Here is an 11,751-nt window from a genome sequence, read left to right on the forward strand (position 1 = left end):
CGCGCGGTGGCGGATACCCCATTGCGCTCGCCGGCTCATTCCTCCTCCGCCCGCTCGGGCTTGCCCGCCAGCCGCCGCGCGAACTGCGCCTCGACCGCGCGGGCGACGCCGGTCGCGATCTTCTGGCGATAGGCGGCCGACTGCAGCAAAGCGAGATCGTCGGCATTGTTGATGTAACCGGTTTCCAGCAGCACCGACGGCACGTCGGGCGCCTTCAGCACCATCAGCCCGGCATATTTATGGAAGTCGCTCTTCAGCCCGATCAGCGGCGCCAGCTCGCGCTGGAGCAGCCCGGTGAAGCGCGACGCGCCGTTGAGCGTCTGGCGCCGGGCGAGGTCGATCAGGATCGAGGAGACGTCGTCCGATTCGGTCGACAGATCGATGCCGTTGATCACGTCCACCTTGTTCTCGCGCGCGGCCAGCGCTGCCGCGACGCGGTCGGACGATGTCTCCGACAGCGTATAGATGCTGGCGCCGCGCGCGCCGGGGTTGGGCGCGCTATCGCAATGGATCGAAATGAACAGGTCCGCGCGCAGGGCACGGGCGATCTCCCGCCGCTCGCTGAGCGCGAGGAAGCGGTCGTCCGCACGGGTCAGCGCCACGCGAACGCGCCCGCTTTCCCGGATTGCGTCACGTACCGCGCGTGCGATTGCCAGCGCGATATCCTTTTCGTCCGCGCTTCCATCGGCCGACGAGGAACCCGGATCATGCCCGCCATGCCCGGCGTCGATCACGACCAGCGGCACGTTGCGGTCCTTGGGTCCTTCCACCGGCGGCAGGCGGAGGCGCGACGGCCGGGCGGGCAGGGCGGCGGTGGCGCGATTGGGCGGCGCGGCATCGGCCATCGCCCCAAGCGGCAGGCAGGCCAGGATCAGCAAGACGCGCACGCGCCACCCCTAGCAGAGCCGCGAATCGCTGGGAATCCCGCGCCTGTTGCCGCCGCCCGGGCCAGGTGTTAGGGAGAACCGGTCCGTCCGGCGCTTACCATGTTCCGGCCGGATTACCGCCGGTCCGCCCGTCGCGACCGGCCGAACAGGTTGAAGCCGCATGCATCATCTTTCCCCAAGCCCGCGTCGTGCCGATCCGGCAACGATCGCGTGGGCGTGGGGCTTTTCCGGGCGCGATCGTCGCCCGGGTGATGCGGTGGCAGAGGCGATTTTTTGCATCCTCGGCGACTTGGGGCTCCGCTTCGCGGCGCACGCCCCCTCGCCCTATCGCGCCCGTCGCCCTGTTGCGGCGACCCGGGACGCGCGGAGATATATGAATGTCCATGCGCATGTTGATCGATGCGCGCCACCGGGAAGAAACCCGGGTGGCGGTGATCAAGGGCAACCGCATCGAAGAATTTGATTTCGAATCCGAAGAGCATAAGCAGCTCAAGGGCAATATTTACCTAGCCAAGGTTACGCGGGTCGAGCCGTCGCTTCAGGCGGCGTTCGTCGATTACGGCGGCAACCGCCACGGCTTCCTCGCCTTCTCCGAAATCCATCCCGATTATTATCAGATCCCGAAGGAGGACCGCGAGGCCCTGCTGCGCGAGGAAGCGGAGCATGCGGCCGAGGAAGAGGCGCTGCGCGCCCGCGAGGAAGAAGACGAGGACGGCGATGTCGACGCGATCGAGCGTCTCGACGACGACGGCGCGAACGAGCCGCTGGACGCTGCCGAGGATTATGTCGGCGACGACGACGAGGCGCTGGCGCCGAAGCCGACCAGCACGGGCGGCGGCGACGACGGTGGGGTCGAATCGCTCCGCCAGAAGCGGATGAATCTGCGTCGCCGCTACAAGATCCAGGACGTGATCCGGCGGCGGCAGGTGTTGCTGGTCCAGGTCGTCAAGGAAGAGCGCGGCAACAAGGGCGCCGCGCTGACGACCTATCTCAGCCTTGCCGGGCGCTATTGCGTGCTGATGCCCAACACCAGCCACGGCGGCGGCATCTCACGCAAGATCTCGAACGCGGCCGACCGCAAGCGGCTCAAGTCGATCCTCGCCGAGCTCAATCTCCCGCGTACGATGGGCTGCATCGTCCGCACCGCCGGCCTCCAGCGCAGCAAGGCGGAGATCCGGCGCGATTTCGATTATCTCGCCCGTTTGTGGGACGAGATTCGCGAACGGACGCTGACCTCGTCGGCGCCGGCCGAAATCTATCGCGACAGCGACCTCATCAAGCGCGCGATCCGTGACATCTACAACAAGGATATCGACGAGATCCTGGTCGAGGGCGAGGACGGTTACCGCGCCGCGCGCAGCTTCATGAAGCTGCTGATGCCGACGCACGCCAAGCGCATCCAGCCTTATTCGGACGCGATCCCGCTCTTCCAGCGCTACGGCGTCGAAGATCAGCTGTCGGCGATGTACCAGCCGGTCGTGCAGCTCAAGTCGGGCGGCTATATCGTCATCAACCCGACCGAGGCGCTGGTGTCGATCGACATCAACTCCGGCCGCTCGACGCGCGAGCATAATATCGAGCAGACCGCGACCGCGACCAACCTCGAAGCCGCGCAGGAAATCGCGCGTCAGCTCCGCCTGCGCGATATGGCGGGCCTGATCGTCATCGACTTCATCGACATGGAAAACGGATCGAACATCCGGAAGGTCGAGAAGGCGATCAAGGAGGCGCTCAAGAACGATCGCGCGCGCATCCAGGTCGGCCGCATCTCCAGCTTCGGCCTGTTCGAAATGAGCCGTCAGCGCCTGCGCACCGGCGTGCTCGAGGCGTCGACCCGCATCTGTCCGCATTGCGAGGGGTCGGGCTTCGTCCGCACCGCTTCGTCCTCGGGGCTTCAGGCATTGCGCCTGCTCGAGGAGGAAGCCGCGCGCGGGCGCGGATCGCGTCTCAGCCTGCACGCCAGCCAAGATGCGGCGCTCTACGTCCTCAACCGCAAGCGCGCCGAGCTTGCGGACATCGAGGATCGCTATGGCGTCATGATCGAGGTGCGGACCGACGGGACGCTCGAAGGCGCGCGTATGACGGTCGAGGCGTCCGGCCCGCCACCCAGCCATGCGCCACGCCTGCCGCAGCAGATCGTTGCGGAGCCTGACGACGACCTTCCTGAAGAAGAGTTTGACGAGGAGGAGGTCTCCGCGACCGAACAGGAGGAGCGGGGCGAATCGCGCGACGGGGAGGGGGGTCGCCGTCGTCGCCGCCGCCGTCGGCGCGGTGGTCGCCGCGACGAGGAAGGCCGTCAGGAAGGCGCGCCCGAGGCAGGCGAGGAGCCTGTGGGCGATGAACCCGCCGAGGAAAACGAGCCCCTCGACACCGAGGGGCCCGAGGCCGAGGAGGGTGAGGAAGAGCGTGGTCGCCGGGGCCGTCGCGGTCGTCGGGGCGGTCGTCGCCGGAAGCGCAACGGCCTGACCGGCGAGGATATTCTGCCCGAGGCAGAGGTCGACGGAGCTGAGCTCGCGGAGGCATTGCCGGTCGAGCTCCCGGTCGAGTCCGCTCCCGAGGCGGTCGAGGTCGCTCCCGAGCCCGAGGCCGAGGAAAAGCCTGCGCCGCGTCGCCGCGGCCGGCCGCGCAAGAGCGTGGAGGCGGCTGCGCCCGTCGAGACGGTTGAGCCCGCGCCCGAACCCCCCGCACCTGAAGTCGAGGCAGGCGAGAGCGCGCCGCCGAAGCGTCCGCGCCGGTCGCGCAAGGCGGCGGCCGCCACCGATCCGGTCGAGCCAGCGGGCGACATTCCGGCGGAAGCGGGGACCGCGCCGGTCGCGGCCGAGCCCGCGCCCAAGCGCACCCGCCGCCGGCGGGTCACCGAAGTGCCGGTCGAGGCCGACGCGAGCCCGGTGGTCGAGCCCACCGCGAGCAATGAAGAGCCGGCACCGGTTGCGGCCGAGCCCGACGCTGCGCCGACGGGCGAGGCGGAGGCTTCCGCCGAATCGCCGCGCCGCGGTTGGTGGCAGCGCACCTTCGGCGCCTGATCGTGGATACCCCGCCGTCAGCGATGGCGGCGGGGGTCTGCCTTCAGCCGGGGTTCAGTGCCGACCCGGCAGCGCTGTTGGGCGTCCGATGATTCGCCTGTTCCGCCTCGTTTGCGCCGTCCTCGTTTCGACGGTCCTCGCCGTCCACCCGGCGGTGGCGCAGTCGATCCTGCGCGATGCGGAAACCGAAGCGTTCATGCACGATATCGCGGCGCCGCTCGCCGCTTCGGCGGGCCTGGGGCCGGGCGCGCTCAAAATCTATCTGATCAACGATCCGTCGATCAACGCGTTCGTCGCGATCGGGCAGAACATCTATTTCCATTCGGGCACGCTGCAGCGGGCCGACAACGTCGCCGAGATCGAAGGCGTGATCGCGCACGAGCTCGGCCATATCGAGACGGGCGGCGCCGTGCTCACCTCGCAGGCGGGGGTGGAGAGCGCGACGCGTATTTCGCTTCTGTCGCTGTTGCTGGGCGCCGCCGCGCTCGCGGCGGGCGCGGGCGACGCCGGCATCGCGGCGCTCATGGCGGGGCAAACCGCGGCGCAGGGCAAGTTTCTGTCCTTCAGCCGCGCGGCGGAGGGCGGTGCCGACGCGGCGGCGGTACGCCACCTCAACGACGCGCATCTGTCGGGCAAGGGCATGATCAGCTTCTTCGGCAAGCTGCGGCAGGAGGAGTATCGCCTGACGCCCAGCTATACCTCGGTCGATCCGTTCGGGCAGAGCCACCCGATGACGTCCGACCGTCAGGCCGCGCTCCAGGCCGATCTCGAACGATCCCCCTGGTGGAACACGCCGATCGAGCCCGCCAAGCAGGCGCGCTTCCTGCGGATCAAGGCCAAGCTGATCGGCTATCTCGAAGAGCCGCGCATCGTCCTCAACCGCTATCCCGAGAAGGATCAGAGCGTCCCCGCGCATTATGCCCGCGCTTACGCCTGGCACCGGGGCGGCTTTCCCGAAAAGGCCCGTGCCGAGGTCGACAGCCTGCTCGCCACCGATCCGCACGACCCCTATTTCCTCGAGCTCAAGGGCCAGATCCTGCTCGAAGGGGGCAAGCCGGCGGAAGCCATCCCGCCGCTGCGCGAGGCGGTGGCGCGGTCGCGCAACACCCCGCTCATCGCCTCTCTGCTCGGCGACGCGCTGATCGCGAGCGAGGATCGCGACAATTTCAAGGAAGCCGAGCAGGTGCTGAAGGTCGCGGTCCAGCGCGATCCGGAAAATCCGCAGGCCTGGTATAATCTCGGGTTGATCTACACCCGGCTGGGCGATGAGCCGCGCGCGCGGCTCGCCAGCGCGGAACGCTATGCGATGCAGGGCAATCCGCAGGGCGCGATGGTCAATGCCGAACTGGCCATGCGTGGCATCCCCAGCGGCACGCCCGATTATATTCGCGCGCTGGATCTTGCGCTCACGATGCGCGACGCGGCCGACCGCGCGCGCAAGCGGCGCTGAGAGGAGGACAGGTGAGGCGGACGACGATCGGAATGGTGGTGACCGGCCTTGCCGGGCTGGGAATCGGTTTCGCCGGAGCCCAGGCCGCCGCGGATCGCCCCGATCGCGCCGCGATCGAGCAGATCGTGCGCGACTATATCCTGGCGCATCCCGAGATCATTCCCGAGGCCATGGAGCGGCTGCAGGCGCAGGCGGCCACCTCCGCGATCAGGGCCGAGCGCAAGGCGCTCGAAGCCCCCTTTGCCGGCGCCTGGGCGGGAAATCCGGCGGGCAATGTCACGCTCGTCATGTTCAGCGATTATAGCTGCGGCTATTGCCGCGTCAGCGCGCCCGATATCGAGCGGCTGTTGCGCGAGGATCCGCAGCTCAAGGTTGTGTGGCGCGAAATTCCCGTACTCGGCCCGCAGAGCGAGGTCGCGGCGCGGCAGGCGCTCGCCGTGGCCCGGCAGGGGCGCTATCCGGCCTTCCATCGCGCCTTGTTCGCCGGCGGCCGCCCGGATGCGCGCGCGCTGTCCGCCGCCGCCCGTACGGCGGGCGCGGACGAAGCAAGCATCAAGGCAGAAGCCGAAGGACCCGAGGTTACGCGCGAGATCGAGGCGAATCTGGCGCTTGCCCGGCGGCTGGGCATCGGTGGCACACCCGCTTTCGTGATCGGCGACACGCTGCTCGCGGGGGCGGTGGGCCACGACGCGCTGGCCGACGCGATCAAGCAGGCGCGCGCGCCGCGCGGATAGCCTTTACCCCGATTTAACCAGACTCCCGCATAGGTCGCCGTTCAGCGAAGCGGAGTCTTTATCATGACAGCAGGCAAGGGTCTTCCCGATCCGGTACGGCGCGCGCTCGCCGCCTGCCGCCATCATTATATCGCGGCGGCGGTGCTGAGCGGGCTCGCCAACCTGCTGTGTCTCACGCCCACCATCTTCATGCTCCAGGTCTATGATCGGGTCGTGCCCACAGCCGGCCTCGCGACGCTTGCGCTACTGGCGATGATCGCTCTCGCGGCCTATGCCACGTTGGGCGCGTTCGAATGGCTGCGCAGCCGCCTGCTGCTGAAGGCGGGCGTGCGGCTCGACCGCGTGCTCGCCGAACCCGTGCTCGCCGCCGTGCTCAGCCGTCCGCAGGTCAGCCGCGTCGAGCGCGCTGAGGCGCTGCGCCAGCTCGACACGTTCCGTCAGGCGATGGCGGGCCCCGTCATGACCACCGCCTTCGACGCGCCGTGGGCGCCGATCTACGTGCTGGCAGCCTTCCTGCTTCATCCATGGCTCGGCGTCGTCACCCTCGTGGCCGGTGGTCTGCTGATGCTGCTCGTGCTCGATAATGAGCGCGCGACCCACGCACCTCTCGCCGCCGCATCGGCCGCCGCGAGCGTAGCCTATAACCGCCAGGGCCATATCGCGGCGCACGCCGGAGACGTGCGCGCGCTGGGCATGCGCCGCGCGCTGACCGCCGCAATCCTCGCCGATCGGACGCGCGCGTCCACGCTTCAGCTCCAGGCGGCGTTCGCCGGCGGCCGGCACACCAGCCTGATGCGGATCATCCGGCTGGCGATGCAGTCGACCGGCCTCGCGGTCGGCGCCTGGCTGGCGATCGACGGCAAGATTTCGGGCGGCGCGATCTTTGCATCGACCCTCCTCATCTCGCGCGCGCTCGCGCCGATCGAGCAGCTTACCCAATCGTGGACCACCGTGACCCGCGCTCGCGAAGCGCGCCGCCACCTCAACCTGCTGCTTACCGACGACCGGAGCGTGCAGCCCGACACCGTCCTGCCCGAGCCGAAGGGGCGGATCTCGCTCGAGGCGCTCGCGGTCGCGCCGGTCGGCGCCGCCCAGCCGGTCATCGAAGGCGCCACGCTCACGATCGAACCGGGCGAGGTGATCGGCATTGCCGGCCTGTCGGGTGCGGGCAAGTCGACCCTGCTCGCGACGATGGCCGGCGCACTGCCCCAGATCTCAGGCACGGTGAGGATCGACGGCGCGGCGCTGGAGGCGTGGGATCCCGAGCGGCTGGCCCCGCATATCGGCTATCTGCCGCAGGGATTCACGCTCTTCGCGGGCAGCGTGAAGGAAAATATCGCCCGTTTCGAAGCCGCGCTCGGCCGCGATCCGGCGGCGATCGACAGCGGCGTCATCGCGGCGGCACGGCTGGTCGGCGCGCATGAGATGATCCTGCGCCTGCCGCAGGGCTATGATACTTTGCTCGGCGATGGCGGCGGCGGGCTTTCGGCCGGCCAAGCCCAGCGCGTGGCCCTCGCACGGGCCGTCTATGGCGCGCCGCGTATCGTCCTGCTCGACGAGCCTTATTCGCATCTCGACACGGATGGGCAGGCGGCGTTGCTCGATGCCATTCGCCAGCTCAAGGAGGCCGGCACGACGGTCGTCCTGACCGCGCATCAGGCCGATATGCTCGCCGCCGCCGACAAGATCATGCTGCTCGGGCAGGGGCGCGTCGCCCGCTTCGGCGCGATCACCCTGCGGGCTCCCACCCTTCAATCCGTCGAGGAGAAGCGCGCATGAGCGACGCCGTCCTTCCCAGCCTTCACTCCGGCCTGACTGTCCCGCTTCCGGAAAATCCCCGCAGCGAAATCCGGACCGCCGCCATCGTGGGCGGTGTCTTTTTCCTGGGGCTGGTCGGGTGGGGCAGCCTCGCTCATCTCGACGCGGCCGCCTATGCGGGCGGCGCGGTCAAGGTGACCGGCGACGTCCAGACCGTCCAGACCGCCGACGGTGGTGTCATTTCGGCCGTGCATGTCCGCGAGGGCCAGCAGGTGCGCGAGGGGCAGGTTCTGATCGAGTTCGCCTCGACCGAGGCGCTGGCGCAGGAACGCTCGCTCGCGACCCGCGTGATCGCGCTGGAGGCCGATATCGCGCGGCTTACGGCGCAGCTCGCCGGCGCCCCCCGGGTCGAAGATCCGGCCAGCTTCGCCTCGCTGTCGCCTCGCGACCGTGCCGAGGCCGAGCGCGCCATGACCGTCGCACGCGGACAGTTCGCGGTCTGGCAGAGCGCGCGTGGATCGGAACAGCGCCTGCTCGGCGAGAAGATGGCGCAGGTCGGCAACCAGCTCGGCGGCTATGCCGCCCGGCAGAGCTCGAACGCCGAACAGCAGCGGCTGAACATGAAGGAGCTTGATACGGTGCGCGGGCTCGCCGCGAAGGGCTGGGCGACGCAGAATCGCGTGCTCGCGCTCGAACGCACCGCCGCCGAGCTCGAAGGCCAGCGCGGCGCGCAGGCCGCCGAGATGGCGCGGCTGCGCAACGAGGGGGGCGAGGCGCGGATGCAGCTCCTGCAGATTCGTGCCCAGGCGAACGAGCAGCTTGCCGGCCAGCTCCGTCAGGCACAGACCGATCTCCAGAGCCTGCTTCCGCAATGGCGCGCGGCGCAGGACGTTCTCGCCCGCAGCCAGCTTCGTGCGTCGGCACGGGGCGCGGTGATGGGGCTGGCTTTCAAGGAAAGCGGCGGCGTGGCGTCGCCCGGGCAGACGCTGATGAAGGTCGTGCCGGCGGATCGCTCGCTATCGATCGAGGCGAAGGTTTCCCCCGCCGATGTCAACGATCTGCGGCCGGGCCAGCCCGCGCATGTCCGGCTGACGGGCCTCCATGGCCGCTCGGTCCCGGTGCTGGATGGTTCGGTGACGCGCATTTCCGCCGACAGCTTCACCGACGAGCGGAGCGGGCAGTCTTATTACACCGCCACCGTGACCGTCTCTCCCGCCGAGTTCGCGCGCGCGACCGAAGCGGCGGGCGTACGCGGCTCGCTGCGTCCGGGCACCCCGGCGCAGGTGGAGATCACGCTCCGCCGCCGGACGGCGCTCGACTATCTCATCGAGCCGCTGACGCAGACCCTGAGGGGGGCGTTCAGCGAGCGGTGACCGCTCAGTAGGCGTTGCGGTGAACGAGAACCTTGGCGGTGTTGATCAGGATCGAGATGTCGCGCCAGATCGTCCAGCCGTTGAGATATTCGAGGTCGGCGGTCAGCCGGTTGGCGAGATCGGCGCGCTCCGGCGTCGCCCCGCGATAACCACGCACCTGCGCCAGGCCGGTCAGCCCCGGCTTGGTCGCGTGGCGGTGCCAGTAGCGTTCGTCCACTTCCCAGAACAGTTCGTTGCCGGCGAGGCTGCCGAGTGCGTGCGGGCGCGGCCCGACCAGGCTCATCTCGCCGCGCAGGACGTTGAAGAGCTGCGGCAGCTCGTCGATGCTCGTGGCGCGGATGAACTTGCCGACCTTGGTGATGCGGTTGTCGTCGCGTGAGGTCGACCTGTTGCCCGCTGCATCGCTCAGGTCCGCGCGCATGCTCCGGAATTTGTACATTAGGAAGATGCGGTTGCCCCGGCCGACGCGCGGCTGGAGGAAGAAGACCGGCCCCCGGCTGTCGAGCTTGACCGCGATCGCGACGACGATCAGCAGCGGTGCCAGGAAGATCAGCCCCGGGATGGTGAGCACGAGGTCGAGGATGCGCTTCGCCGCGCGGCGGCTGAGGTCGAGCGGCGCATGCGCCACGGCCAGAGTATGCTGGCCCGAGAACAGACCGATCCCGATCGCGCCCAGCTCGTCCAGTTCGGGCGAGAGGATGTGGCCGTTCACGCTCGATCCTTTGAGCAGCATCGACCAGATCTGCCGCCGCTCGGGCGGGCAGGCGATCACCACCCGGTCCACACCCTTGAGGTGGATGCCAAGCCGGTTGAGCATGTGCGGATCTTGCAGGTTCGGACGCAGGTCGTCGCGCTCGGCATCGAGGACGTGGACGCCGGGCGGCGGGTTCACCGCCACACCATCGACGATCACCAGTTCGTAGGTCAGCTGCATGCCGGTCGTCTGGCGGATGTACAGCTTGCACAGATGCCGCAGCAGCCAGATCGCGCCGACGGTCGTCGCGATCGCGACGGTCGTGTTGATCCGCGACAGGTCCGCATTGGCCCGCATGTAGAAAGCGAGGAAGAAGACCGCCGCCAGCGCGAACATATAGGCCAGGAGCGCGCGAGAGAAACCGGTGCGCACGTCGCGCAGGACGTCGGCGGCATAGGCGTCGCTGTTGATGGCGATGCCGATGAAGATCGGCAGCACGACCGCGAACAGGTTGATTCCGTCCGACGCGAGCGGATCGCCGAAGCGGACCATGTTGCCCACCACGCAGCCGAACAGGATGGCCGCGCAGTCGCACAGCATGATCATCAGGCACAGGCGCACGCGCACGGCCTGGAGGTCCGAAGGCTTGAGGCGGCGCTTCACCGCGGCAACATCGCTGCTTGTCATGGGCTTGTTCATCACGCGGCCGCGGCAAAGGGATGGCGCCAGACGCCGCCGCGCGGCGCGCTCACGGAGCTCGTCATGCAACTACCCCCTCTGGTCGTCGATCGCGCTTGGGCGCGGATCGTGGGAACACCACCACGACTTCGCTGTCAATGCAAAGCGCCGTCGGCGACGGCGATCGCCGCGTTGCGTTGCAGCGAAACCGCCTTCAACACTCCTTCGCGAACGCAGCAAGTAAAGACGGTCACATGAGTATGACGCACCGCGTACAAACTTAATAAGAAATTAACTGTGATTGAAGTGCGTCCGCGAATCGGGTACGCGGACCCAATAGTATAAAGTTCAGGAGAGTGGCTTATGCGTAGGACCGTGATCTCGGTCGGCCTATTATCGGCTGCCATGCTGGGGGCAGCGCCTGCATTGGCGGCGTTGACCTCCTTTGCCTCCTTCTCACCGCCCACGACGGGCGCGAATATTCGTTACATAAACTCAACGAATCGGATCTGCACGATTGGAGGCGGCAGCTGCGGCGGCGTGGCGGTGGAGTTCGACTATCTGCAAAAGGTGTTTGCAGGCGTCGGATCGATCGATTCGGTCTTCACGCTTTCGGCGATCTCGACCGGCAGCGCGGTCGCGGCGGGAAGTTTCGCCTATCAGGACCTTTTCACGGGAAGCTTCTCCTTCATCTCGTCCGAAGCGTTCACGCTCAACGGCACGACCTACGCGGCGGGCACCAATCTGCTGTCGAGCAGCTTCGGCGGCGCAGCGCTGTCGGGCTCGCTGAACGGATCTACCGGGTCCTTCTCGGGATCGACCGGCGCGGGCGACACGGTGGTGTTCACGTCCGACGTGCTCGATTTTTCGAACACGAACGAGCGTGACTTTTCGCTAACTTTCGTCTCGATCGCGCCGCGCCTCGGTCTCAATGCCAACGGGCGGTTCAACAGCTTCAATGGTGCCGCCACCGGCATCTTCGGCAGCGAGCCCGCGCCGCTCGTCAATGGCGACGTGCCGGAACCGGCGACGTGGGCGATGATGCTCTTCGGCTTCGGCCTCGCGGGCGCCACGGTACGGAGCGCCCGGCGGCGGGACGCCGTCACCGCCTAGGCCGCCGCCCGGCGCGCTTGGCATGGGGTGTCGGCGGGGGA

The 11,751-nt window shown here is 68.3% G+C and carries 7 protein-coding genes and 1 pseudogene; 6 read left to right on the forward strand and 2 right to left on the reverse strand.

Features of this window, described 5'->3' with window-relative positions:
- Positions 1–35: 35 nt before the first annotated feature.
- Positions 36–815, reverse strand: a pseudogene (locus ACOJSF_RS00235) (N-acetylmuramoyl-L-alanine amidase family protein); the annotation flags it as partial.
- A 449-nt stretch (positions 816–1,264) separates the two neighbouring features.
- Between ACOJSF_RS00235 and ACOJSF_RS00240 the strand changes: the two are divergent.
- From ACOJSF_RS00240 to ACOJSF_RS00260, 5 genes are all read left to right on the forward strand, one after another.
- The gene (locus ACOJSF_RS00240; protein WP_420140235.1) at positions 1,265–3,910 is read left to right on the forward strand and encodes an Rne/Rng family ribonuclease; all 2,646 of its coding nucleotides are present in this window, start codon (positions 1,265–1,267) and stop codon (positions 3,908–3,910) included.
- A gap of 88 nt (positions 3,911–3,998) precedes the next feature.
- Positions 3,999–5,360 carry a M48 family metalloprotease gene (locus ACOJSF_RS00245; protein WP_420140236.1) on the forward strand — a complete coding sequence of 454 codons (1,362 nt, stop codon included), beginning with the start codon at positions 3,999–4,001 and terminating at the stop codon, positions 5,358–5,360.
- Positions 5,361–5,371: 11 nt separating this feature from the next.
- On the forward strand, positions 5,372–6,094 hold the full coding sequence (locus ACOJSF_RS00250) for a DsbA family protein (protein ID WP_420140237.1): 723 nt from the start codon (positions 5,372–5,374) through the stop codon (positions 6,092–6,094).
- A gap of 63 nt (positions 6,095–6,157) precedes the next feature.
- Positions 6,158–7,873, forward strand: coding sequence for a type I secretion system permease/ATPase (locus tag ACOJSF_RS00255; RefSeq protein ID WP_420140238.1), 1,716 nt, complete (start codon positions 6,158–6,160; stop codon positions 7,871–7,873).
- Entirely contained in the window at positions 7,870–9,225 is a 1,356-nt protein-coding gene (locus ACOJSF_RS00260) for an HlyD family type I secretion periplasmic adaptor subunit (protein WP_420140239.1), read from the forward strand. The genes ACOJSF_RS00255 and ACOJSF_RS00260 overlap by 4 nt, the downstream gene beginning before the upstream one ends.
- Before the next feature lie 4 nt (positions 9,226–9,229).
- Here ACOJSF_RS00260 and ACOJSF_RS00265 read toward each other — a convergent pair whose 3' ends face one another.
- Entirely contained in the window at positions 9,230–10,582 is a 1,353-nt protein-coding gene (locus tag ACOJSF_RS00265; RefSeq protein ID WP_420140240.1) for an exopolysaccharide biosynthesis polyprenyl glycosylphosphotransferase, read from the reverse strand.
- 555 nt (positions 10,583–11,137) lie between these two features.
- Between ACOJSF_RS00265 and ACOJSF_RS00270 the strand changes: the two genes are divergently transcribed.
- Entirely contained in the window at positions 11,138–11,710 is a 573-nt protein-coding gene (locus ACOJSF_RS00270; RefSeq protein ID WP_420140241.1) for a PEPxxWA-CTERM sorting domain-containing protein, read from the forward strand.
- Positions 11,711–11,751 lie beyond the last annotated feature (41 nt).

The sequence above is a fragment of the Sphingomonas sp. genome, from assembly GCF_048594985.1.
Lineage (GTDB): Bacteria > Pseudomonadota > Alphaproteobacteria > Sphingomonadales > Sphingomonadaceae > Sphingomonas_I.

Bases quoted from the DNA above. Each gene is read 5' to 3' on its own strand.
- ACOJSF_RS00255 (WP_420140238.1), top strand. From the start codon at position 6,158: ATGACAGCAGGCAAGGGTCTTCCCGATCCGGTACGGCGCGCGCTCGCC.
- ACOJSF_RS00240 (WP_420140235.1), top strand. From the start codon at position 1,265: ATGTCCATGCGCATGTTGATCGATGCGCGCCACCGGGAAGAAACCCGG.
- ACOJSF_RS00245 (WP_420140236.1), top strand. From the start codon at position 3,999: ATGATTCGCCTGTTCCGCCTCGTTTGCGCCGTCCTCGTTTCGACGGTC.
- ACOJSF_RS00260 (WP_420140239.1), top strand. From the start codon at position 7,870: ATGAGCGACGCCGTCCTTCCCAGCCTTCACTCCGGCCTGACTGTCCCG.